The organism is Roseateles sp. GW835-FHT13E02, from assembly GCF_058794035.1.
Genome location: NZ_JBXAGJ010000003.1, coordinates 114,312 through 137,969 on the forward strand (window position 1 = coordinate 114,312; position 23,658 = coordinate 137,969).

General features: G+C 68.3%; 23 protein-coding genes. 13 read left to right on the forward strand and 10 right to left on the reverse strand.

The window, feature by feature from the left end:
* Positions 1-6 precede the first annotated feature (6 nt).
* From AC1Q6P_RS03920 to AC1Q6P_RS03960, 9 genes are all read left to right on the forward strand, one after another.
* Entirely contained in the window at positions 7-1,050 is a 1,044-nt protein-coding gene (locus AC1Q6P_RS03920) for a branched-chain amino acid ABC transporter permease (protein WP_492663328.1), read from the forward strand.
* Between the two features lie 20 nt (positions 1,051-1,070).
* Positions 1,071-2,195 (forward strand): branched-chain amino acid ABC transporter permease, encoded by a 1,125-nt coding sequence (locus AC1Q6P_RS03925; RefSeq protein ID WP_263562082.1) that lies wholly within the window; start codon positions 1,071-1,073, stop codon positions 2,193-2,195.
* The gene (locus AC1Q6P_RS03930; RefSeq protein WP_492663329.1) at positions 2,192-3,043 is read left to right on the forward strand and encodes an alpha/beta fold hydrolase; all 852 of its coding nucleotides are present in this window, start codon (positions 2,192-2,194) and stop codon (positions 3,041-3,043) included. Before AC1Q6P_RS03925 ends, AC1Q6P_RS03930 begins: the two co-directional genes overlap by 4 nt.
* Before the next feature lie 112 nt (positions 3,044-3,155).
* Positions 3,156-3,929, forward strand: coding sequence for an ABC transporter ATP-binding protein (locus AC1Q6P_RS03935; RefSeq protein WP_492663330.1), 774 nt, complete (start codon positions 3,156-3,158; stop codon positions 3,927-3,929).
* Positions 3,926-4,645, forward strand: a complete 720-nt coding sequence (locus AC1Q6P_RS03940) for an ABC transporter ATP-binding protein (protein ID WP_492663331.1) — start codon at positions 3,926-3,928, stop codon at positions 4,643-4,645. The genes AC1Q6P_RS03935 and AC1Q6P_RS03940 overlap by 4 nt, the downstream gene beginning before the upstream one ends.
* Before the next feature lie 37 nt (positions 4,646-4,682).
* Positions 4,683-5,891, forward strand: coding sequence for an ABC transporter substrate-binding protein (locus tag AC1Q6P_RS03945; RefSeq protein WP_492663332.1), 1,209 nt, complete (start codon positions 4,683-4,685; stop codon positions 5,889-5,891).
* A gap of 235 nt (positions 5,892-6,126) precedes the next feature.
* The gene (locus AC1Q6P_RS03950) at positions 6,127-7,014 is read left to right on the forward strand and encodes a branched-chain amino acid ABC transporter permease (protein WP_492663333.1); all 888 of its coding nucleotides are present in this window, start codon (positions 6,127-6,129) and stop codon (positions 7,012-7,014) included.
* Entirely contained in the window at positions 7,011-8,009 is a 999-nt protein-coding gene (locus AC1Q6P_RS03955; RefSeq protein ID WP_492663334.1) for a branched-chain amino acid ABC transporter permease, read from the forward strand. The genes AC1Q6P_RS03950 and AC1Q6P_RS03955 overlap by 4 nt, the downstream gene beginning before the upstream one ends.
* A gap of 98 nt (positions 8,010-8,107) precedes the next feature.
* On the forward strand, positions 8,108-8,686 hold the full coding sequence (locus AC1Q6P_RS03960; RefSeq protein ID WP_492663335.1) for a PEP-CTERM sorting domain-containing protein: 579 nt from the start codon (positions 8,108-8,110) through the stop codon (positions 8,684-8,686).
* Positions 8,687-8,724: 38 nt separating this feature from the next.
* Here the strand turns inward: AC1Q6P_RS03960 and AC1Q6P_RS03965 are convergent, their stop codons facing one another.
* Positions 8,725-9,819, reverse strand: a complete 1,095-nt coding sequence (locus tag AC1Q6P_RS03965) for a hypothetical protein (RefSeq protein WP_492663336.1) — start codon at positions 9,817-9,819, stop codon at positions 8,725-8,727.
* Positions 9,820-10,006: 187 nt separating this feature from the next.
* Here AC1Q6P_RS03965 and AC1Q6P_RS03970 point away from each other — a divergent pair, with 187 nt between their 5' ends.
* Together AC1Q6P_RS03970 and mnmH are read left to right on the forward strand one after the other, a co-directional pair.
* Complete coding sequence (locus AC1Q6P_RS03970; RefSeq protein WP_492663337.1) at positions 10,007-11,377, forward strand: TAXI family TRAP transporter solute-binding subunit; 1,371 nt, start codon at positions 10,007-10,009, stop codon at positions 11,375-11,377.
* Between the two features lie 275 nt (positions 11,378-11,652).
* Positions 11,653-12,723 (forward strand): tRNA 2-selenouridine(34) synthase MnmH, encoded by a 1,071-nt coding sequence (gene mnmH / locus AC1Q6P_RS03975; RefSeq protein ID WP_492663338.1) that lies wholly within the window; start codon positions 11,653-11,655, stop codon positions 12,721-12,723.
* Here the strand turns inward: mnmH and AC1Q6P_RS03980 are convergent.
* Complete coding sequence (locus AC1Q6P_RS03980; RefSeq protein WP_102768893.1) at positions 12,714-12,959, reverse strand: zf-HC2 domain-containing protein; 246 nt, start codon at positions 12,957-12,959, stop codon at positions 12,714-12,716. The two genes, mnmH and AC1Q6P_RS03980, sit on opposite strands and share 10 nt — an antisense overlap.
* Complete coding sequence (locus AC1Q6P_RS03985; protein ID WP_171826527.1) at positions 12,956-13,513, reverse strand: sigma-70 family RNA polymerase sigma factor; 558 nt, start codon at positions 13,511-13,513, stop codon at positions 12,956-12,958. The genes AC1Q6P_RS03980 and AC1Q6P_RS03985 overlap by 4 nt, the downstream gene beginning before the upstream one ends.
* A 126-nt stretch (positions 13,514-13,639) precedes the next feature.
* On the opposite strand from AC1Q6P_RS03985, the gene ubiA reads away from it, so the two are divergent.
* A complete protein-coding gene (ubiA, locus tag AC1Q6P_RS03990; RefSeq protein WP_492663339.1) occupies positions 13,640-14,545 on the forward strand; it encodes a 4-hydroxybenzoate octaprenyltransferase in 906 nt (301 codons plus the stop codon).
* Between the two features lie 33 nt (positions 14,546-14,578).
* Here the strand turns inward: ubiA and AC1Q6P_RS03995 are convergent, their stop codons facing one another.
* The 5 genes from AC1Q6P_RS03995 to proC form a co-directional block, all read right to left on the reverse strand.
* Positions 14,579-15,400: a hypothetical protein gene (locus AC1Q6P_RS03995; RefSeq protein WP_492663340.1), complete on the reverse strand. Its 822-nt coding sequence runs from the start codon at positions 15,398-15,400 to the stop codon at positions 14,579-14,581.
* A 538-nt stretch (positions 15,401-15,938) separates the two neighbouring features.
* Entirely contained in the window at positions 15,939-16,982 is a 1,044-nt protein-coding gene (locus AC1Q6P_RS04000; protein WP_492663341.1) for a Gfo/Idh/MocA family protein, read from the reverse strand.
* A 20-nt stretch (positions 16,983-17,002) separates the two neighbouring features.
* Positions 17,003-17,728, reverse strand: coding sequence for a hypothetical protein (locus AC1Q6P_RS04005; protein WP_492663342.1), 726 nt, complete (start codon positions 17,726-17,728; stop codon positions 17,003-17,005).
* A 42-nt stretch (positions 17,729-17,770) separates the two neighbouring features.
* Positions 17,771-18,343 carry a chorismate--pyruvate lyase family protein gene (locus tag AC1Q6P_RS04010; RefSeq protein ID WP_165794645.1) on the reverse strand — a complete coding sequence of 191 codons (573 nt, stop codon included), beginning with the start codon at positions 18,341-18,343 and terminating at the stop codon, positions 17,771-17,773.
* 63 nt (positions 18,344-18,406) lie between these two features.
* Entirely contained in the window at positions 18,407-19,222 is an 816-nt protein-coding gene (gene proC / locus AC1Q6P_RS04015; RefSeq protein WP_102768884.1) for a pyrroline-5-carboxylate reductase, read from the reverse strand.
* A 187-nt stretch (positions 19,223-19,409) separates the two neighbouring features.
* Between proC and AC1Q6P_RS04020 the strand changes: the two genes are divergently transcribed.
* Positions 19,410-20,111, forward strand: coding sequence for a nitroreductase family protein (locus AC1Q6P_RS04020; RefSeq protein WP_492663343.1), 702 nt, complete (start codon positions 19,410-19,412; stop codon positions 20,109-20,111).
* On the opposite strand, the gene AC1Q6P_RS04025 is transcribed toward AC1Q6P_RS04020, so the two are convergent.
* On the reverse strand, positions 20,112-22,487 hold the full coding sequence (locus AC1Q6P_RS04025; protein WP_492663344.1) for a tetratricopeptide repeat protein: 2,376 nt from the start codon (positions 22,485-22,487) through the stop codon (positions 20,112-20,114). It abuts the gene before it with no gap.
* Between the two features lie 361 nt (positions 22,488-22,848).
* Positions 22,849-23,388, reverse strand: coding sequence for a PEP-CTERM sorting domain-containing protein (locus AC1Q6P_RS04030; protein WP_171826518.1), 540 nt, complete (start codon positions 23,386-23,388; stop codon positions 22,849-22,851).
* Positions 23,389-23,658 lie beyond the last annotated feature (270 nt).

A 23,658-nucleotide genomic window follows, 5' to 3' on the forward strand; every position in this document is an offset into this window, starting at 1 on the left:
GGCCGAATGAGCACACAAGCTGAGACCCTGAGCACCCTCCCTTCCGCGGCGGATGCCGCCGCTGCCATCCCCAAAGCCCGCTTCGACCTGCGGCCGCTCTGGCTGCTGGTCGCCCTGCCCTTGCTGGCCCTGCCCCTGGTCGGCAGCGGCAGCACCTGGCTGACGCTGACCATCGCCGGCCTGGCCATGGGCCTGATCATCTTCATCATCGCCTCGGGCCTGACCCTGGTGTTCGGGCTGATGGATGTGCTGAACTTCGGCCACGGCGTCTTCATCGCCCTCGGGGCCTTCATGGCCACCACGGTGCTGGGCGCCATGAGCAGCTTCACCGAAACACCCCACCTGGGCGCCAATCTCTTCGCCGTGGCCGTGGCCTGCAGCGCCGGCATGGCGGTGGCGGGCGCGCTGGGCCTGCTGTTCGAGCGCGTGCTGGTGCGGCCGGCCTATGGCCTGCATCTCAAGCAGATTCTCATCACCATGGGCGGCATGATCATCGGCGAGGAGCTGCTCAAGGTGGTCTGGGGCGCGCAGATGATTCCCCTGCCCCTGCCCGAGGGTTTGCGCGGCTCCCTGCTGCTGGGTGAGGCGGCGGTGGAGAAGTTCCGCATTGTCGCCGTGCTGACCGGCCTGGCCGTGCTGCTGGCCCTGCTCTGGCTGCTCAACCGCACCAAGCTGGGCCTCTTGATCCGCGCCGGCGTGCAGGACCGCGAGATGGTCGAGAGCCTGGGCTACCGCGTGCGGCGCCTCTTTGTCGCCGTCTTCGTCGGCGGCTCGGCCTTGGCCGGCCTGGGCGGCGTGATGTGGGGCCTGTACCAGCAAGGCGTAACGCCGCAGATCGGCGCACAGGTCAATGTGTTGATCTTCATCGTCATCATCATCGGCGGCCTGGGCTCCACCGTGGGCTGCCTGGTCGGCGCCCTGCTGGTGGGCCTGCTGGCCAACTACACCGGTTTCCTCGCGCCCAAGCTGGCCCTGTTCTCCAACATCGGCCTGATGGTGGCGGTGCTGATGTGGCGGCCGCAAGGCCTGTACCCGCTGGGTCAGCGTTGAACCGCCAGGGACCTCAAGCCATGCATTCCTCCTTCTCCCTCAAGAACCTCCTGTCGCACGACCTGCCGCGCAGCCGCTGGCTGGCCCTGCTGCTGAGCCTGAGCGTGCTGGGCCTGGCCCTGCTGCCCTTCATCTTCCCCTCGACCAAGGCGCTCAATGTCGCGGCGAAAGTACTGGTCTTCATCGTGCTGGTGGCCAGCTACGACCTGCTGCTGGGCTACACCGGCATTGTCAGCTTTGCCCACACCATGTTCTTCGGCATCGGCGCCTACGGCATTGCCATCGCCAGCAGCCGCATGGGCGCGGGCTGGCCGGCGCTGGCCACGGGCTGGGCGGCCGGCCTGGCCTTGTCCCTGCTGCTGAGCCTGGTGATCGGGCTCTTCAGCCTGCGCGTGAAGGCGATCTTCTTCGCCATGATCACCCTGGCGGTGGCCTCGGCCTTTCTGACCCTGGCCTCGCAGCTGTCCGACTTCACCGGCGGCGAGGACGGCCTGAACTTCAAGCTGCCCGCCGCGCTGCAAGCTTCGACCGAGTACCTGGAAGAGCCGCTGCTGGGCGTGACGATTGACGGCCGCCTACTCAGCTACTACCTGCTGTTCTTCGCCGTGCTGGGCCTGGTGCTGCTGTTGCTGCGCATCGTCAACTCGCCGTTTGGCCGCGTACTGCAGGCGATCCGCGAGAACGAGTTCCGGGCAGAGGCCATTGGCTACCGCACCGTCGTCTACCGCACCTTGTCGAATGTGCTGGCCGCCCTGTTCGCCAGCAGCGCCGGTGCTTTGCTCGCCATCTGGCTGCGCTACGCCGGGCCGGACACGGCCATGTCTTTTGAAATCATGCTGGACATCCTGCTCATCGTCGTCATCGGCGGCATGGGCACCATCTACGGCGCGGTGCTGGGCAGCCTGGTCTTCGTGCTGGCGCAAAACTATCTGCAAGACCTGCTGCGCCTGGGTGAAGGCGCGCTGCAGGGCGTGCCCCTGCTCTCGCAGCTGGTGTCGCCGGACCGCTGGCTGCTCTGGCTGGGCATTCTGTTTGTGCTGGCCGTGTACCACTTCCCCAGCGGCATCGTCGGGCGCCTGCGCCTGGCGGCGGCACTGCGGGCTCACCAGCAGACAGCCACATCGGCGGAGGTGTCCTCATCATGAACCCCAGCTCCCACTACCTGCGCTGCGAAGGCCGCGAGCTGCACTACACCGAATGGGGCAGCGAGCACCGCGAATGCGTGATCGCCTGGCACGGCCTGGCCCGCACCGGCCGCGATATGGACGAGCTGGCCCGCCACCTGTCCACGCATTACCGCGTCATTTGCCCGGATACCCTGGGCCGCGGGCTCTCCGAGTGGAGCCCGGCGCCGGCCACCGAGTACTGCCTGGCTTTCTATGTGCAACAGGCCACGGCCCTGGTGGACCAGCTGGGCCTGAAAGAGTTCCACTGGGTTGGCACTTCCATGGGCGGCGCCATCGGCACGCTGGCGGCGGCCACGCGCTTGCGCGGCCGCATCCGTCGCCTGGTGCTCAATGACAACGGCCCGCAGCTGGCCGAGGAGGCGCTGCAGCGCATCCGCAGCTATGCCGGGCAGCCGGCGGCCTTTGCCACCGTCAGCGAGCTGGAGCAGTACTTCCGCAAGGTCTACGAACCCTATGGCTGGCTCAGCGATGCGCAGTGGCGGCAGCTGACCGAGACCTCGGTTCGCCGCCTGCCCGATGGCCGGGTCACCCCACATTACGACCCGGCCATGGCCCTGCAGTTCACCCACCACCCGGATGACTACCTGCTCTGGGATGCCTGGGACAGCCTGGCCCTGCCGGTGCTGTGCCTGCGCGGCGAGCATTCCGACCTGCTGCTGGAAAGCACGGTGCAGGCCATGCGCGAGCGCGGCCCGGCCGCAGCCGTGGTCACCATCCCCGGCTGCGGCCATGCGCCGGCCCTCAATGTGTCGGAGCAGCTGGCCCTGGTGGAGCGCTTTTTGCGCGCCGACGGGGTGGCCGCATGAACCGGCATGCGGGTATGTCCGCAGCGTGCAGCGCCCCGGCTTCATCGGCAGCTGGGCACTCTGCTGCTACGCTTGATTCGTCCCCCTTGAATGAACCGGCGAACGTCTGACGATGAGCGAACTGATTCTTGAAACGCGAGGTCTGGGCAAGGACTTTAAAGGCTTCACCGCCGTGGACGGGGTGAACCTGCAAGTCGCGCGCGGCGCCATCCATGCCTTGATCGGCCCCAACGGGGCGGGCAAGACCACCTGCTTCAATCTGCTGACCAAGTTCCTGGAACCGACGCGCGGCCAGATCCTGTTCAACGGCGTGGACATCACCGGCGAGCGGCCGGCCGAAGTCGCGCGACGCGGCGTCATCCGCAGCTTCCAGATCTCGGCGGTGTTCCCGCACCTGACGGTGCTGGAGAACGTGCGCATCGGCCTGCAGCGCTTCACCGGCACCAGCTTCCATTTCTGGAAGGGCCTGACCGCCCTGAAGCAGTTGGACGCGCGCGTGCTCGCCCTGCTGGAGCTGGTGGACCTGCGCGAGATGGCCAGCCTCAAGGCCGGCGACCTGCCCTACGGCCGCAAGCGCGCGCTGGAGATCGCCACCACCATGGCCATGGAGCCGGCGCTGATGCTGCTGGACGAACCGACCCAGGGCATGGGCCACGAGGATGTGGACCGTGTCACCGCCCTGATCAAACGCGTGGCCGAGGGCCGCACCGTGCTGATGGTTGAACACAATATGAAGGTCGTCAGCACCATTGCCGACCGCATCACCGTGCTGGCGCGCGGCTCGGTGCTGGCCGAGGGCGACTACGCCGAAGTCTCGCGCCACCCCGCCGTGCTGGAGGCGTATATGGGCACCGAGGCGACCGAGTTGCAGGGGGCACACGCATGAGCTCGCCAGATTCAGCACTCGAAATCCGTGATCTTCACGCCTGGTACGGCGAGAGCCACATCCTGCATGGCATCAACCTGTCCGTGCAGCGGGGTCAGGTCTTGACCCTGCTGGGCCGCAACGGCGCCGGCCGCACCACCACCTTGCGCGCCATCATGGGCCTGACCGGGCGGCGCCAGGGTTCGATCCGTGTGCACGGCGAGGAGACCATCGCCCTGCCCACCCACCGCATCGCCCACCTGGGCCTGGGCTACTGCCCGGAGGAGCGGGGCATCTTTGCCTCGCTGACGACGGAAGAGAACCTGCGCCTGCCGCCGCGCCTCAGCGGTGGCCGGGCCACGCCCATGACCGAGGCGCAGATCTACGAGATGTTCCCCAATCTGGCCGAACGCCGGAACAGCCCCGGCACCCGGCTCTCGGGCGGCGAGCAGCAGATGCTGGCCGTGGCCCGCATCCTGCGCACCGGCGCCGACATCCTGCTGCTGGACGAGATTTCCGAAGGCCTGGCCCCGGTGATCGTGCAGGCCCTGGCGCGCATGATCACCACGCTCAAGGCCCAGGGCTTCACCATCGTCATGGTGGAGCAGAACTTCCGCTTTGCCGCGCCACTGGCCGACCACTTCATCGTCGTCGAGCATGGCGAGGTGGTGGCGTCATTCCCCGCTTCCGAGCTGGCCGCACAGCAGGCCAAGCTGGACGAATTGTTGAGTGTGTGAACCCTTGATCCATCGACCCCATTAAAGGAGACCGTCCATGAAGTCCATCCATTTCAAGCATGTCGCATTGGCCAGCCTGCTGGCCTGCGGCGGCGCCGCCCAGGCCCAGATCTCCGGCGATGTGATCAAGATCGGCATCATCACCGACATGTCCAGCGTCTACGCCGACATCGACGGCGCCGGCGGCGTCGAGGCGATCAAGATGGCCGTGGCCGATATGAAGGGCATGGTCGCGGGCAAGAAGATCGAGGTGATCTTTGCCGACCACCAGAACAAGGCCGATGTGGCCGCCAGCAAGGCCCGCGAGTGGATCGACACCCAGGGCCTGGACCTCCTGATCGGCGGCACCAACTCGGGCGCCAGCCTGGCCATGGCCAAGATCGCGGCCGAGAAGAAAAAGCCCTTCATCGTCATCGGCGCCGGCTCCGCCCGTCTGACCAATGAGGATTGCTCGCCCTACACCATCCACTACGCCTACGACACCGTGGCCCTGGCCAATGGCACCGGCGCGGCCGTGACCAAGGGCGGCGGCAAGAGCTGGTACTTCCTGACCGCCGACTATGCCTTCGGCGCCTCGCTGCAGGCCGACACGGCCGCGGTGGTGGCCAAGAGCGGCGGCAAGGTGGTGGGCAGCGTCAAGCACCCGCTCAATGCCAGCGATTTTTCCTCCTTCCTGCTGCAAGCCCAGGGCTCGGGCGCACAGATCCTGGGCCTGGCCAATGCCGGCGGCGACACCATCAATGCGGTCAAGGCCGCCAACGAGTTCGGCGTCACCAAGACCATGAAGCTGGCCGGTCTGCTGATGTTCATCAACGACATCCACTCGCTGGGCCTGAAGACCACCGAAGGCATGTACCTGACCGACAGCTGGTACTGGAACCAGACGCCCGAGGCACGCGCCTGGAGCCGCCGCTTCTTCGAGAAGATGAAGCGCATGCCCTCCTCGCTGCAGGCGGCCGACTACTCGGCCACCTGGAACTACCTCAAGGCCGTGGAAGCCACCAAGACCGACGACGCCGACAAGGTGATCGCGCAGATGAAGGCCACGCCCATCAACGACTTCTTCTCCAAGGGCCAGATCCGCAAGGAAGACGGGCGCTTCGTCCACGACATGTTCCTGCTGCAGGTCAAGTCGCAGAAGGACTCCGTGGAACCCTGGGATTACTTCAAGGTCGTGACCCGCATCCCCGGCGAAGAAGCCTTCACCAAGCTGGCCGACTCGAAGTGCCCCGCAGTGAAGAAATGAACCCCTCGCCCACACCCGCGTCGCTGAACGCGCGCGCGTCTGGGCGGGCTTGCAGCCCGCGCTGCGGCAGGCGCCGCAGCTCTTCGGCAGCCACATCGCACCCGCAGGGTGTGATGTGTGCGGCCTCAGCCCCCGAGGGGACGCCGATCGACGCCGGCGTGGGCCGGCATCGACATCGGCCCTGGCCGCCCTTGGGAGCGGCCCGGCGGGCATCCAGGGTCAGCAAATACACACCATGACAGATCTCTTCGGTATCCCCCTGCCCGCCCTTCTGGGCCAGCTGCTGCTGGGCCTGGTGAACGGCTCGTTCTACGCGATGCTGTCCCTGGGCCTGGCCGTGATCTTCGGCATGCTCAACATCATCAACTTCGCCCACGGCGCGCTCTACATGATGGGCGCCTTCCTGGCCTGGATGGGGCTGGAGTACCTGGGCCTCAATTACTGGGTGATGCTGCTGCTGGCACCGCTGCTCGTCGGTGTGCTGGGCATCTTGATCGAGCGACTGCTGCTGCAGTGGTTGTACAAGCTCGACCACATCTACGGTCTGCTGCTGACCTTTGGCATCACCCTGGTGATGGAGGGCATCTTCCGCAGCTTTTACGGCGTCTCGGGCCAGCAGTACGCGGTGCCCGAGGCCTTGCAGGGCGCCACCAACCTGGGCTTCATGGTGCTGCCCAATTACCGCGCCTGGGTGGTGGTGGCATCCATCACCGTCTGCCTGGCGGTCTGGGCCCTGATCGAGAAAACCAGCCTGGGCGCCACCCTGCGCGCCGGCACCGAGAACCCCAAGCTGGTGCAGGCCTTTGGCATCAATGTGCCGCGCATGATCACCCTGACCTACGCCGGCGGCGTGGCCCTGGCCGCCTTTGCCGGCGTGCTGGCCGCGCCCATCCTGCAGGTGACGGCGCTGATGGGCAGCAACCTCATCATCGTCGTCTTCGCTGTGGTGGTGATCGGCGGCATGGGTTCCATCCTGGGCTCCATCCTCACGGGCCTGGGCCTGGGCCTGGTCGAGGGTCTGACCAAGGTCTTCTACCCCGAGGCGTCCAGCACCGTGGTGTTCGTCGTCATGGCCCTGGTCCTGCTGGTCCGCCCCGCCGGTCTCTTCGGAAAAGAAAAATGAGCGCCACCCAGAACCGCAACCCCCTGCTCGGCTACGGCCTGCTGTTCGGCGCCATCGCCCTGCTGCCGGCCCTGGGCGTGTACCCCATCTTCGCGATGAAGGTGCTGTGCTTCGCCCTGTTCGCCTGTGCTTTCAATCTGCTGGTGGGCTTCACCGGCCTGCTGAGCTTTGGCCATGCGGCGTTTCTCGGCACGGCCGCCTACGGCGCCGGCCATGCACTCAAGGTCTGGGGCCTGCCCACGCCGCTGGGCCTGCTGTTCGGCATGCTGGCGGCCGGCGGTGTCGGCCTGGTCTTCGGCCTGCTGGCGATCCGCCGCACCGGCATCTACTTTTCGATGATCACCCTGGCCCTGAGCCAGATGCTGTTCTTCGTCTTCCTGCAAGCGCCTTTCACCGGCGGCGAGGACGGCCTGCAGTCGGTGCCGCGCGGCCATTTTCTGGGCCTCGATCTGGCGAATGACCTGAGCCTCTACTACGTGGTGCTGGGCCTCTTCATCGCCGGCTTCTGGCTGATCTACCGCACCGTGCACTCGCCCTTCGGCCAGGTGCTGACCTCGATCCGCGAGAACGAGCCGCGCGCCATCTCGCTGGGCTACGACGTCGACCGCTTCAAGCTGCTGGCCTTTGTACTCTCGGCCATGCTGGCCGGCCTGGCCGGCGCCACCAAGACCCTGGTGCTGGGCTTCGCCACCCTGACCGACGCGGTCTGGACCACCTCGGGCCTGGTCATCCTGATGACCCTGGTTGGCGGCATGGGCACCCTGGTCGGGCCCATGCTGGGTGCCCTGGTCATCATCGCGCTGGAGAACAAGATCGGCGATCTGGGCAAGGCCCTGGCCGATGTCTCGGGCATCGCCTGGTTCAACGGCCTGGGTGAATCGGTCAGCCTGGTGACCGGCCTGATCTTCATCGTCTGCGTGCTGGCCTTCCGCCGCGGCCTGGTCGGCGAGGCGCTGGCCTGGTGGGAGCGGCGGCAGGCACCAGCCGGGCGCTGACCGAAGATCGCTCCCCCCGCGAACAGGGGGCTGAGCTTCTGTGCCGCGGCAGCATCCCATCAGTGGGGCACACCGCCCCGCCACACAGGAGCTGCTTGATGTTCTTCACCACCCACCGAGTTCTTGGTTCTGATCGCGCACTTCGCCGCGCCCGCCAGCTGGGCTGCGCACTCACGCTGGGCCTGGCCGCCCTGGGTGCTGCCCAGGCCGGCGTGGTGCAGCTGTCCAACTGGGCGCTGTACTTCGGCCAGGTCGACCCGCGACAGGGCGGCATCGTCACCCTGCAAGACTTCGGCGATGGCAGTGGCGCGCCCCCGATCGCCGCCTTCCAGGTGCAGCTGGCCGGCTTCGGTGATGGCTTGAACCCGGTCGCGGGCTGGCTGCGCGCAATCGAGGGCAGTGACTACCAGTTCGACGCGGTCGACCTTGCGGAAGCCATCGCCTGGCCTGATGGCAGCCTGACCTACTACAGCTCCATCGGCAAAGGCGCGAGCATCAGCGCACCCACCTTGGCCGGCACGCCGGACTTTGGCATTGGCATCGGCTTCTACGGCACCGGCCTGCTGCTGCAAACGCCCAACACCGGCAACCCGGTGCCCGAGCCCGGCAGCGCCCAGCTGATCCTGCTGGCCTTGCTCGCCGCAGCGGCGGCAAGCGCAGGCCTGCGCCGACGCTGAGCACCGCAGACCCCTCCGGGGGCCGGATCGGTGCCGGCTCAGTCTGCAGGCGCTTGCTGTGGCAAGGCGCGCACCAGGGCGAGCACCGCATCCGCAAAGGCCGGCCGGCCTTCGCGCAGCCAGGGCAGCCAATGCGCTTGGATGGCCGGTAAGGCATGGTGCCAGCGGGCGAGGCGGTAGAGATCGGCCCGCTCGGCATAGCTCGTGTACGCGCGCCCACCGTCCTGGCGCAGCACCTCCTGCACCGCCAGGCCGACGGTGTAGAACTGCAGGGCATGCCAGAGCTGCTGGGCGTTTGGACGCGGCGTGGTCTTCAGGGCCTCCGCCATGCTGAGGAACAGGGGGCGCATCACCCCGACATGGCTGGCCTCGTGATACAGCATCTCCAGCGCCGCATCGCCCTGGTAATCGCTGCGCCCGCTGGGCATGACCACATGCTCGGGCTCGTCGCTGCTGTAAGCCCCCTCGCGGGAACCAGTCGCCCACACCAGATCGGTGCGCAGCGGCTGGCGCGTGAAGGTCTGGGTCAGCTGCCGCTCCAGCCGCGCCTGCACGGCAGCACCGAAGCGCGCGTCCAGCGCCTGGGCCTGCTCGATCCAGCGCCGGTTGCTGGCTTCATGCGCCGGCCAGATGCAGCGCCGGTAGCCGGGCGCCGCCGCATCGAGCTGCTGCGCCAGCGGCTCCGGCACACCTTCCAGACCCTGGGCCCGGACCCGACCGTCATCGGCCTGGCGCAGGGCCTGCTTGATGGCGGACAGGCCCTCGTCAAACAATGGGTGGCGTCGTTCAAACTGCTGCGCATAGACAGCGCGTGCCTGGTTCAAGGCGGTGTGCTCGCCTTCTACCAGTGTGCAGGCGGCCTGCTCGGGCGGCAGCGCCTCCCTGCGGCGCGAGGCATCGAGCAGGAAGTGGTGCAGATTCATCAGGAAACTGCTGTGGTATTCGAAGCGCAGGCGCTGCGCCGGTGGCGCGGCTGCGGGTGGCAACGTCGCCGCGGCGGCCGGATTCAGCGGCCAGCTGCCCAGGGTGGCCAAGGCCGCCCACAGCAGGCCGGCGCCGAGCCGCCGCCTGGGACGGCTGCTCCACACGGCCCGCGTCAGGCCAGCATCGTCATCTGCGAATCTCTCGGGCATGCGTAAGTCTCCTGGCAGGGCTGGGTCTCCGCGACAGAGTCTGGGCGGCGGGCTCGCGAAACCGGTGTCGCGCAGCATAGCCAGCGCTGCGCGGCCGCTTGCGCGCATTGCGCACGAAGGGCCAGCCATGGCAGGCCGGGAGGGGTCGTGGGTCGGATACTGCGCGTTCCCAAAAGTCGCTCTGACCATGCACCGCCCCTCCGTCCGCATGCCCCTGCGCCCGAGCTTTCGTCTGCGCTATTCCCACCAGGCCCTGGCCTTGTTTCTGGTCCTGCTGGCCGCGCTGTGGCTGCTGCTGGCCCACGCCATGCCGGCGCCGCCCAAGCAGGTGGGCATTGCCACGGCCTTCAAGGGCGGGGCATACGAGCATTTCGGCCAGCGCTACCAGCAGGCCTTGCAGGCCGAGCACATCCGCTCGACCCTGCTGCCCAGCCAGGGCTCGGTCGAGAACCTGCGCCTGCTGGCCGACCCCGGCTCCGGCGTGCACCTGGCTTTTGTGCAGGGCGGTGTCTCGAACGCGCAGCGCAGCCCCGGCCTGGTTTCGCTGGGCCGCATCAACCACCAGATCCTGTGGATCTTCCACCGTGCCGAGGTGCCCTTCGACACGCTGACCCAGCTCAAGCAGCGGCGCCTGGCCGTGGGCCCGCAAGACAGCGGCACCCGGGTGCTGGCCGACCAGGTGCTCAAGCTGCACGGCATCTCGGCCGGCAATGCCCAGTTGCTGCCCCTGGCCGGCGAAGCTGCCGCCGAGGCACTCCTGAGCGGCCAGGTCGATGCCATCTTCATGGCCTTTGCCGCCGACTCGCCCCTGGTGCAGCGCCTGTTGCACGATCCGCGCGTGCAGCTGCTGAGCCTGCGCCAGGCCGAAGCCATCACCCGGCACCTGAGCTTTCTGGTGCGCCTGGTGCTGCCACAAGGCGCCATCGATCTGGAGCACAACAAGCCCATGCGCGATATCGAGCTGCTGGCCACCACCAATGCCGTGCTGGTGCGCGAGGACCTGCACCCCGATCTGGTTCAGCTGCTGACGCGCCATCTGGTGGCCGAGCATGGCCAGGCCGGCCTGTTCCAGCGCGCCGGCGAGTTCCCGCTCAGCAGCGACCCCGAGTACCCCATGGCCCCGGCGGCCCTGCGCTACTACAAGCAGGGCCCGAGCTTCTTGCAGCGCCTGCTGCCCCTGTCCATGGCCGTGCAGGTGGAGCGTTTGGCGGCCCTGCTGCTGTCGGCCGCGGCGCTGTTCTTTCCCATCTTCAATTACGCGCCGCGCCTGTACCGCTGGTGGATCCGCGAGCGCCTGCACCTGCCCTACCGCCAGCTGCGGGCGCTGGAAGCGCGCCTGCAGCATCGCCTCGATGCGACCGAAACGGCCGACCTGCTGCGCGAGCTTGATGCCTTGAGCGACAAGGTGCGGCAGCTGGGCGTGCCCTCGCGCCACTCCGACCTGTTCTTCGAGCTGCAAAGCGACATCCAGCTGGTGCGCATGCGCCTGCGCGAAAGCCCGGCCGGCGACCCAGGCACGCGCGGCCGGCAGGCTGAAACCCAAACGCTGGCGGCCTGATCCCTCAGCGGCAGGGATGAGTTTCGCTAGGCATGCTCGGGCGGGCGGATCTGCCTGGGGGTGTCGATGCTGCATCGCTCATCCAAAAGCCCTCCCGCGCCTGCCTTCGAACCCTGGACATAAGGTCGCAAATGATCGTGCCGACAGACCTTCATGCAACCCGGTCGGGCACATCCCCCTGCATGCGACACTGCCAAGGCATCGCCTCAGGAACCCGCCACCATGATTCTTTGTCCGCCATCGCAGCCGGCCTTCAGCGCCGCGCGCCCCCAGCCATGAGCGCGGGCGGCAAAGCCCACCGAGGGCCGGTGGATGTGGATGACATCGACGCTTTCGATGCCCTGATCGATGCCCGTTCGCCGGCCGAGTTCGCGCTCGACCACCTGCCCGGCGCCATCAACTGCCCGGTGCTGGACGACGAGGAGCGGCGCATCGTCGGCACGCTCTACAAGCAGCAAGGCGCTTTCGAGGCGCGCCGGGTCGGCGGCGCCATGGTGGCGGCCAATCTGGCGCGGCATCTGCAATCCGACATCTTCAAGAACCAGCCCATCGGCTGGAAGCCCCTGGTCTACTGCTGGCGCGGTGGCCTGCGCAGCGGCTCCATGGTGCAGTGGCTGCGCCTGGTGGGCTGGGACGCGCAGCAGCTGGCGGGCGGCTACAAACGCTTTCGCCAGCATGTGATGGCGCAGCTGGACCTGCTCTGCCCCCAGCTGCCCTTGCGCGTGATCTGCGGGCCCACCGGCAGCGGCAAGACCCGCCTGCTGCAGGCGCTGGCCGCCCAGGGCGCCCAGGTGCTGGACCTGGAAGCACTGGCCTGCCACAAGGGCTCCATGCTGGGCGAGCTGCCGGGCCAGGCCCAGCCTTCGCAGAAGGCCTTCGACACGGCGCTCTACACCGCCTTGCGCGGCATCGATCGAGGCCGGCCGGTTTTCATCGAGGCCGAGAGCCGCAAGATCGGCCGCCTCAGCCTGCCCAGCGGCCTGCTGGCGCGCCTGCGCGACAGCCCCTGCATCGAGCTGCAGCTCACAGCCGAAGCACGGCTGGAGTTCCTGCTGCGCGACTATGCCTACCTGGGCGAGGACGGCGCCGGCCTGGCCCGCATCCTGGAGCGCCTGCGGCCCAGCCATGGCCACGAGACCGTCAATCGCTGGCAGGACTGGGCGCGCCGCGGCGAGCTTTCGCCCCTGTTCGCCGAACTCTGCCGCCTGCACTACGACCCGCATTACGCGCGCTCGCAGGCAGCGCAATTCCAGCAATGGCCGCAGCGGCAGGCCCTGCGGGCCGAGGGCCTGGCGCCGGCGCAGCTGAGCGTGCTGGCGCAGCGCCTGCTGGCGCTTCAGTCCTGAGCACGGGGCGGCGCCGAGCGCGGCTCGCGCGCCTCCTTGGGCTCCAGCTCAGCCTGGCCCAAGCGCCGCATGGCTTCGCGCAAGAAGGCCATCTGCTCATCCACGGTACGGCAGCTGCGACACATCACCAAGTGCAGGCGGAACTGCGCCCGCTCGGCCGGCGCCAGCGGGCGGTCCTGCCGGTCGCTGATCAGGCGGGCCACCTCGCGGCAATCGAGCATCAGCTTGGCACTCATGGCGCCACCCCGAACCAGTTCTTGTCCAGGCATTCGCGCAAGGACATGCGCGCCCGGTACAGCATCACGCCGCAGTGGTTGCTGGTGATGCCCAGCTCGCCGCAGATGTCCTCGACTTCCTGGTCCAGGCCCTCGCGCATCATGAAGACGCGGCCGACCTTGGCCGGCAGGCGGTCGATGCAGTCCTGCAAGGTGGCGAAGAACTGCTGCTGCTCCAGCGCCCGCTCGGGCTCTCGCCAGGCGGCAGGCCGTTCCTGCCAATGGCCGCTGCTGGCGAACAAGGCGTCCAGGGCCTCGTCCATGCTCTGCTCGTCGAGCGGTTCAATATGGACCTCGCGCCCGCGCTTGCGCAGCAGGTCGATGATCTTGAACTTGAGGATGCCGGTGGCATAGGTGCGCAGCGAGCTGCGGCCCTCGAAGGCCTCGGGCTTTTCCAGGATGGCGAGAAAGGTCTCGGACACCGCGTCCTCGGCCAGGCTGTCCTGGCGCAGCTGCAGCTGGGCAAAGCGCAGCAAGGGCTGGTGCAGTTCCGCGAGTTGGGATTCCAGAGTCATGGGCAGGCCGGTGGCGAGGAACAAAGCTTGCGCTTGGTCGGCGAAAGACTGGCCCACATTACAGCGCAGAAGTCAGCGCAGAGGTCAGCGCACAAGTCGGGCAGCGCCGCGGCGACAATCGCCGCCATGAGTTCCAACGCTTCGCCCACCCGTTTTCGGCTCTATCTGAACCTGATCCGCTGGGATCGCCCCGCCGGCTGGCTGCTGCTGCTCTGGCCCACCCTGGCGGCGCTGTGGATGGCGGCCGATGGCTGGCCGGGCTGGCATCTGCTGACGGTGTTCACCCTGGGCACCATCCTGATGCGCTCGGCCGGCTGCTGCGTCAACGATGTGGCCGATCGCGATTTCGACAGGCATGTCAAACGCACCGCCCAGCGCCCGGTCACCAGCGGTGCGGTCTCGGTGAAGGAAGCCCTGGCCCTGGGGGCAGGTCTTGCCCTGCTGGCCTTCGGCCTGGTGCTGACGACCAATGCGCCCACCATCCTGCTGTCCTTCGCCGCCCTGGCCGTGACCCTGGTGTACCCCTACGCCAAGCGGGTGCTCAACATGCCGCAGGCCGTGCTGGGCGTGGCCTTCAGCTTCGGCATCCCCATGGCCTTCTCGGCCGCGCTGGGCGGCACGGAGTGGAGCCTGGCCGCCGTGCAGGCCTCGGTGCCGCTGGCGGCCTGGGCCCTGCTGGTGGCCAATCTGTTCTGGGTGCTGGCCTACGACACCGAATACGCCATGGTGGACCGCGACGACGACATCCGCATCGGCATCAAGACCTCGGCCCTGACCCTGGGCCGCTTCGACGTGGCCGGCGTGATGGCCTTCTACGCCATCTACCTGGCCGCCTGGACGGCCCTGGGCCTGCGCCTGGGTCTGGGCCGGGTCTTTCTGCTGGGCATCGCCGTGGCCGCGGCCCAGGTGCTGTGGCACTACACCCTCATCAAGGACCGCAGCCGCGAGGGCTGCTTCAAGGCCTTCCGCGAGAACCACTGGCTGGGTCTGGCGGTGTTCGCCGGCACGGTGGCCGACCTGGCGCTGCGCTGACGTCTGTTTCAGGATCGGAAGGCAGGCGTGGCCTCAGGGCCGCTCCGGTCGGGCAAAGAAACCCAGGCCGGTCATGGTTTCTAGGTCCTGCAACAAGCGCTGCCAGGCCTGCTCGCCTTCCTGGCGGCCATCGTTGCGGGCAGCGGCCAGCTTTCGCGCGAGCTGCTCTTCACAAGAAGCTCGGCAAGCCTGCAGCTGTTCGCTGCGCTCCTCGGGCATCTCATCACGGTGGGGCTGCATCAGAAACCGGCCTGGCGGAGCCTGGGCAATGCGCTCCACGCGCTCGTGGCAGAGCCCGGCGCAGGACAGAGCCGCCAGGCGGTCCCGGCAGAGGTCGCCATCATCCCGGGCGGACTCGAGCGCCAGCCAAGGCTGGCTGCTGCCTGCGCGCACGCCCCGCGCCAGGCTGAGTTGAGCCGGCGCGTCGGCGGCAAGCAGGCGGAGATGTAGGCGGTAGACCTGGGCATCTTTCAGCGGCGCGAGCCGCTCCGTCACGCCCAGCGATTGCAGCTCGCCTTTTCCCACCCCCAGATAGCGGGATGAAAACAGAAGATTCGGTGCACCGAAGGCATCGCTGGCAAACAACAGCGAGGCCTGTGCCAGCCCCTGCTGACGCGCATGCTCATTCCATACCGCCTGATGAATCCGCGGGAAATGCGGAGCCAGCTCCTGGGGCAGCATCACAGGCGCATCCCTGTCCAACCACCACAGTTTGTGGCCGCGCCAACGCAGGACTGGCAAGCTCGGCAGCTCAGCCACCCAAAAAGGAAGCGCGTTGTGAGAGGTGGCATTCAGCTCCAGCACATGCAGGAGCACGGACCCTTCCGCATCCGCGGCCGACAACAAGGCCGACACAGGCAGGCTCAGGGTGTCGGCAGGCAGATCGGTTTGCCAGGCCGGGCGTTCGCAGCGGGCATCGGCACAAGCTTCATGCGCGAGGCGTTCCTTCTCGCCTTCACCGTGCAGAAGGGGCGGAGGCGGCAAGGGCACCCCCCAGCGCAAAGGGAACTCACAGGGCTCGGGTTCCTTCACACGCTGCAGCCGCATGGCGCCATAGCGATCGAAGCGGCGCAAGCCATCCGCTGCGACTTCACGCCAGGCGGCCGGCGGCCCTTCGGGCCGGGCGCCATCGGCCCGTCGCACGGTCAGCACGCGGCGCGGTCCATCGATCAGCAAGAGCGCCTGGCTAACGCCGGGCAAACTCTCGGCATCGGCACGGCCGACGATCACCCGCGGTGCGGCCTGCGCAAGCACGGCGCTCAGCACCAAGCCGACCCCAGCCAGCGCACCCGCGCTGCGACCCCATGGCCTCATGAGCATGCCCCTCCCCTGCGGAGGCCCCAGCGGCCCCGCGCTCGGCAATATACGGCCAAGTCAGGGCCGATCGTGCCGCTTAGTCGAAGGGGTAGCGCACGCCCACCTGGGCGCGCAAGGCGTCCATCCAGGCCAGGGTGGCCAGGGTTTCGGACAGCGGCATCTGGGGGCTCTCGGTCAGGCCGGCGCGCAGGCAGCGGCTCACCTCGAGGATTTCGCCTTCGAAGCCGTTGATCTGGAAAGGCAGGTGCACGGTCTGCGGCGCCTGGCCGGCCAGGGTCAGGCGGGCCTCGGTGGCTTCCCAGAACTGCTGGGGCAGCTCGATCAGGCCGCGTTCGCCGAAGATGCGCAGGCCGTTGTCGGCCATGCCGTCGAAAGCGCAGACGAATTGCGAGCTGATGCCGCCGGGGAAATGCAGGCTGGCGGCCAGGCGCTGGTCCACGCCGGTGGGCGCCAGCACCGCCTGCGCCTCCATCTGCAGTGGCTCGGGGCAGGCGCCCAGCGCCTGCTGCAAGACCCAGCGCGTCATACTGAGGTTGTAGATGCCGATGTCCAGCAGCGCGCCGCCGGCCAGGGCCGGGTCGAAGCAGCGGCTCTGGGCATCGAAAGGAATGGAGAAACAGAAGCTAGACTGGACGGCACGCAGCGGCCCGATCAGGCCGGCCTGCAACCATTGCTGCACTTGGGCGTAGACGGGCAGAAAGCGGGTCCAGAGCGCTTCCATCAAAAAGACCTGGCGCGCTTGCGCCAAAGCCAGCAAGGGCCGGGCCTGGGCAAGACCTGGCACCAGCGGCTTTTCACACAGCACGGCCTTGCCGGCCTGCAAAGCCGCGGCCACCGCATCGCCATGCTGGGCATGGGGCGTGGCGATGTAGACGGCATCGATGTCGGGGGCGCTGAGGGCGGCAAGCAACTGAGCTTCGCCCACGGCCTGCTGCAGGTGCGGCTCGGGCCGGCCCGCAGCGCGGTGGGCCGAGGCAAAGGACTGCGCCCGGGCCAGGTCACGGCCCAGGATCAGGCTCAGCTCTTGATCGGGCAGGCCCTGCAGGGCCTGGACGAAGCGCCCGGCGATGTTGCCGGGGCCGACCACCGCCCAGCGCAGGGCTGGCTGCGCCTCGCTCACGGGCGGCTCAGCACCGGCACTCAGGCGCGCGCAGCGGCTTTGCCGGCAGCCTTGCGGGCGACGGGCTTGACCGGAGCTTTTACCGCCGCCTTCACTGCTGTCGTCTTGGCAGCGGGCTTGGCCGCAGCCTTGACGGCCTTGGGCGCGGCCTTCGGTGCGGCCTTGGCGGCCGGCTTGGCCTTGCTGGCCTTGGCCGCCGGAGCCGCCGCCAGGATGGACTTCAGCTGCTCCTTCAGGACCTTGGCCTCGGCCCGCTTGGCGCGGGTGGCCGCGCGTTGGTAGGCTTCTTCGGCCGACTCACGCAGGGCCACGGCCTTGGCCAGAGCGGCTTGGTACTTCTCCACCGTGTAGGTGTTCTCGGTGCCGATGTAGACGCTGCGGCCGCGCGGCGCGCCGCCAAAACGCGGCAGAGACACGGCAAAGCTGCAGTCGCGGACGCGGCTGCTGGCACGTTGACGAACGATGGGGCCGGAGATACCGACCGGCAGACCACTGCCCTTGTTGCCGCTGGGGCGGCGTTGCAAGCGCGAGGGCGCCGGCATGGTGGCAATGCGGCTCAGCAAGGCCTTGGTGGCCTCTGCCAGCGCTGCGGCGGCGCCGCTGCCATCTTGCGAGTGGTCAGAGAAAAGTTTGGTGCCGCCATAACGCAGCTGCCAACCGTGCGTCGACTGGTGGTCGATACGCTGAATACATTGCGGCACTGCGAAGCGCTGGCCGCTGAAAATGACGACGTCACGAGTTTTCATGAGATTCCTCAAAACAGCTGATGAACCTCCCTACCTTTTATTCTAGGGCCTATTGTTACGCCTCTTTACACACCTAACGCGACCAACTGTCGGCATATTTCCGGCCAGTTCCGGCACAAATAGCTCCATCACCCGTAACTGAGCGCCGCAGCGGCTGAAAACAGAGTTGCGTGACCACAACATTTGAGCCGATGCGGGGCTGCCCGTGGCGGCCAACCACTGCTTTTGCATCTGCCGGCGGGTGTGACCATGGCGGGACAGGCGGCGCGGCTGCAACTCGCTGCGCCGCACCCGGGGGTCGGCATAGAGCAAATTGGCCAGCGGGCGCGGGCCCAGGCCCTTGAGCGCACGCCATGGGCCGGCCAGGGCGCTCTGGTGCAGGCTGGAGCGGGCCCAGACCAGGGGCCGGCCATCGACGCTGAGAATGACCTCGCGCACCACCGTGCAGCCGCGGCGCGGCAGACCCAAGGCCTTGAGCTCGGCCGCCCGCAGCGGCGCGGTGCGCTGGCTTAGCACCGTCACCTCGAAGCGTTCACCCAGGCGCGCCAGGCGCCGGCTCAGCGAACCCGGCGCATGCAGCCATTTGCGCAAACTGTCGCGGCTGGCTATGCCCAAGATGCGGTCCTCAGGCCCGGCGACACGGGCCGGCGCGTGTTGGGGGTCAGGTCCTGCACCGGCTCAGCCCGCAAATTCGTCGCCCAATTCACGGGCCCGCTGCTGCGCCGCCCGCACGGCCCGCTGCACCGCGGCGCCGACCTGGTCGGCCTGCAGGCTGCTGATGGCCGCAAACGTGGTGCCGCCCTTGGAGGTAACCCGCTCGCGCAGCACGGTGGGCGATTCGCTCGACGCCAGGCCCAGGGCGGCGGCACCGCCACAGGTGGCCAGGGCCAGCTCACGGCCCTGGGCCTCGCTCAAGCCCATGTCCACCGCCGCGGCCGTCATGGCCTCGACGATGTAGAAGAAGTAGGCCGGGCCCGAGCCCGACAAGGCGGTGACGGCGTCCAGATCCGCCTCGGCCTCGACCCAGAGGCTGCGGCCGGTGGGCGCCAGCACCTGCTCGACCCGGGCGCGGTCTTCGGCCGACACGGCGGCGCGGGCGAACAGGCCGGCGATGCCCTGGCCGATCAAGGCCGGGGTGTTGGGCATGGCGCGTACGATGCGCTCACTGCCGGTCTTGGCCGCCAAGGTGTCGCTGCGGATGCCGGCCATCACCGACAGGTGCAGGGCGCCCTGAAGCAGGCCAGCCAGGGGCGCGGCCGCCTCCCCGAACAGCTGCGGCTTCACGGCCCAGACCACCAGGCTGGCCTCGGCCAGGCTGGGCTCGGCCGCCGCCAGCACATGCAGACCGGGGAAATCCGTCTGCAAGCGGGCGCGCTGCGGCTCGTAAGGCTCGACCACCCAGACCCGGTCCGGCTTGAGGCCGGCGCGCAGCAGACCGCCGATGATGGCGCTGGCCATATTGCCGCCGCCGATGAAAGCAATGGGAGAACTCATGGCGCTTGCCGCCTTGTATCGATGGAAGGGATGAAGTGTAGGCCGGGCTCAGGCCGACTCAGGCCGAGCCCCGATGGTCAAGCCGCAGACGCCCCGCTAGGCTCTCCGGGTCGTTCGCCTCGCCCCGGCTGCATGCACAGCCGATCCACAGTCCAAACCCCGAGGCGCGACGGAGGAGAACTCAGCCATGACCGAAACGACGATTCAACAGGAGCGGCCCGCCCCAGCCATGGAGGCCCTGCCCGCTTTCCAGGAGCTGCCGCCCGAACAGATGATCGAGCGCGCCCGCCGCAACTACCAGCAGCTGCTGCGCCGCCGCACCGTGCGCGATTACGACAGCCGGCCCGTGCCGCGCGAGGTGATCGAGCAATGCCTGCTCGCCGCCGGCACCGCGCCCTCGGGCGCCAACCAGCAGCCCTGGCATTTCGCCGTCATCAGCGACCCGACGATCAAGCACCAGATCCGCATCGAGGCCGAGGAAGAAGAGCGCACCTTCTACAACGGCCGCGCGCCCGAGGAATGGCTGCGAGCCCTGGCGCCGCTGGGCACCGATGCCAACAAGCCTTTTCTGGAAGAGGCGCCGCTGCTGATCGCCATCTTTGCGCAGAAGTACGGCATCGACGCCCAGGGCGAGCGCTTTAGCCACTACTACGTGCCCGAGTCGGTGGGCATCGCCACCGGCTTCTTGATCAGCGCCCTGCACGACGCCGGCCTCGCCACCCTCACCCACACGCCCAGCCCCATGGGCTTTCTGAGCAAGATCTGCGGCCGGCCAGACTCGGAAAAGCCCGTCATCCTGCTGGTCGTGGGCTACCCCAAGCCGGGCTGCCTGGTGCCCGTGCATGGTGGCATCAAGAAGCCGCTGGCGGCGATCAGCAGCTGGCTCTGATCAGGAGCCGCCGGCCAATTGCTCCAGCAGGCGCCGCTCCCAGGCCGGCTGCTCGTTGACCGACACCCAGCCCGAGGCCGCGGTGCGGTAGACATAACGCGGCCCGCTGGCGGCGTCGGCATGGCGCTGACGCAGCGGCGCCCAGCTGGCTGCCGCCTGCTCGGGCCGGCCCAGGCGGGCCTGGGCGGCGCCCTGGATGATCAGGGCCAGGTCAGCCCAGGGGTCCAGGGCCCTCGCGGCCTCGGCCTGGCGCAGGGCTCCAGTGGCATCGCCGCTCAACAGCGAAGCCCAGGCCTGCAGCGCCAGCACGCCGGCGTCCTTGGGGTCCAGCAACGCCGCTTCCTTGAGCTGGGCACGGGCGGGCTCCAGCCGGCCGGCGCGCAAAAGATCGCGGGCCAGATCGCGGCGCAGCTCGACCAGGCCGGTGCGCAGGCGCAAGGCCTGCTCGTAAACGGCAAAGGCCTCGTCCCAGCGCTCGGCCTGGGCCAGGGCGGCGGCCTTGCCCCAGAGGGCCTCGGGACTGTCGCTCTGGTAGGCCAGGGCCGACTCGAACGCGGCCAGGGCCGGCGCGGCCGCACCCAGGCGCAGCTGGTGGGCGCCCAGGGCCAGGTCCACCCGCTGGCGGTCTTCGCCCGTCAAGCCCTGGGCTTGTGCGCTGAGTTGGGCCGTCAGCTCGGCCAGGGGCTGGCCGCTGTGCCAGAGCGCGTCCAGGACTGAGGTGAGCACAGCGCCGCTGCGCGGATACCGGCTCTGCAGCTCGGCCGCGAGTTGGTGCACCGCTGCGGCATCGCCGGCCAACGAGGCCCCGTAAAGCGATGCCGTCAGCACCAGCTCGTCCTGCGGCGCCACGGCGCGGGCGCGCTCGAAAAAGCCACGCGCGGCGGGCAACTCGCCCGACTCCAGCCGGTGGTGGCCGGCATTGACCAGGGCGATGGGCAGGCTGGCACGTGTGTCGGTCTGATCGAAGAGGCGCTGCACCAGGGCCTGCAGTTCCGGGTCCTGCGCCTGCAGGCGCTCACGCACGATCTCGCGCGTGTCGAAGGCGTCGCGGCGCGGCGAGTCAAGGGCATTGGCGCCCTCGGCGAAATACTCCCAGACCGAGCCGCCGGCATAACGCGACAGAAACGCGTTCCTGCTGCGCTCATCGCGCAGCTTGGCGCGGCGGTAGAGCTCCTGGATCTCGCGGGCCGTGTCGGCCGTCAGCACGCCGTGGACCTGGTGGCTCAGCTCATGCAGCACGGTGTTGTAGCGGCCGAAGATGGAGCGTTCCACGTCCTCGATGCCGGTCACGGTGTTGAAGCCGCCCATGCCGCGCACATCGTCCCAGAGGCGCGAGTCGTAGCCGATGCGCTGGTCCTTGAGCGCTTGCGCGCCGGGGGTTTCGGACAGGCGCATGTCCAGGGGCTTGATGAAGTGCGTGGCGCCACCCTCGACCAGCACCGGAATGAAGGCCTTCCAGGGCGCCAGCGACAGGGCCACGCGCTTCTGGTGGCGCGGCGAGAGCTGGGCCCAGTTCAGCACATAGCGCTCGATGGCGGGCACCTGGGGCATGGGCGTGGCGGCAAAGCGGGCTTCGTCGGCGGTCCGGTGCGGGTCCTGGCGCAGACGCAGGCCTTCGATGGCCTTGGCCAGCACGGCATGGGCACGACCATGGCCGGGGCAGCGGACCAAAGCGCTGGCGGCCAGGCGGCGCGCCGCCAGCAGCTCGCCGCGGTCAAAGGCGCGCGCAGCGCGGCGGATCAAGGCGTTGGCGGCGGCAAAAGCGGCGGGCGACTCGGCCGCCAGCTCGCTGTAATTCTTGCGGGCATAACCATTGCCCAGGTGGTAATGCGCCTGCTCGTGCAAGGGGTCCAAGGCCACAGCGCGCTCGGCGGCGGCCACGGCATCGGCCGTGCGGCCCAGGCGGATCAAGGTCTCGGCCAAGGCCTGCTCGCCATCGGCACTGGGCTGCAAGGCCAGGGCCTGCTTATGCAGTGCGAGGGCGCCATCGTAGTTGCGCCGCTGATAGGCCAGCTGACCCTGGCCACGCAAGACCGCGGCCCGCTCGGCCACGCTGCGAGCCTGCGCTAGCGCCCGCTGCAAGCACGCCTCGGCCCGGTCCAGCTCGCGCAGATCCAGGGCCAGGCGCGCCGCCGCCAGCAGATCGGCGGCCGTGGCGGCGCTGCCTTTCTCCTCCAGCACCGCCGCCGTGCGCCGCCCCACCTCGGCCAGGTTCTCGCTGGCAAACAACCAGCGGTACATCAGCTCGCCCTCTTCACTGCCCAGCGCCTGCCCGGCCGCATGGCGGCGCAGCAGCGCTTGCAGCTGCGGCCGAGCCGCGCGGTAGTCCTGCTGCTGCAGATGCTGGCGCAGACGCTGGAGGGCGGGGGCCGACATCGAAGCGCGGCCCGCCGATGGGGACCGGTCAAGCGTCGTCTTGTGAACCGAGGCTTGCGCCGGCTCAGCGCCCATGGGGGCCGCTTGGCTCGCTTGAGCGGCGGCGACAAGAACGAGAACACATGCCAGCGGCACCGGGCGCCGTGGCAGCAAGGAGGTCTTGGGTTTCATCTGCAAATCCGAAGCGGACCAGCCGGCCCGATTCGGCAGCACTGGCAACAGCGCAAAGCATACGTGGATGCAAGGCTGCTTTGGGCGATGCTCGATCGCACCGCGGCCGCGCAGCGCCAATCAGGCCGCGGGCTTGATCTGAGGCTTGCGAAGCCGGCCCAGCCTGATTGCTTGCTGGGCTGAGTTGGGCTCAGGACTCGACTTTGTGTCGGCGCGAGCGTGCGCAAACGGCCGCCAAGCCGGCCAGGGCCAGCAAGCTCAGTGCCGAAGGTTCCGGCACGGCATTGCCGCCTTGCACGGAAATGGCCATGACACCCTGCCCGGCCGGGGCACGCCCGAAATCTCCGCTGAACACATAGCTGCCCGGCCCGAACTGCCAGCTGCCTTGGCTCCAGAGTGCACGTCCAAAGGCTTCATCGGGCGTGAAGGCCAGCTCGGAATAGTCCTCGGCCACGACATTGGTGGCGCCAAAGTAACTGCCGTTGACGCGGAAACCGGTGAACTCGCCCGCCGACAGAAAGTCGGTGATGCGCAAGGTGAAGCTGGTCGAGCTGCTGTAGCTGAACTCCAGCGGCGTGAAGGCATCGCTGAGCCAGGCACCGGAGCCATCGATCACATTGAAGTTGTACCAATCGCCATTTCCGTTCAAGGCCACAGGCCCAGCCAGAACGCTTGCACTGGCGCCCAGCAGCGCAGCAGACAGAAATAGCTTGTTCACGATGTTTCGCATGTCTTCATCCTTCAGCGTGCGAGAAGCGGGGCGGCTGTACGAACTTGAACCATCCAGGCCAATGTGGCCCCAGCCCGCGTGTCGATCCGACCTAGAGGCAAGACCTGACACCATAAGCATGCATCGTAGGATACAAGTTAGGCGATGAACATATCGAATCCACCACCCCCGGTTCACGGGAGGCGCAACGCGCTCATGGCCTTTGTTCTAGGGATGTCCAGCCTTTGCTGGGCGCAATGCCCCAGCCCGGAGATGGCCGCATGGCCCGCA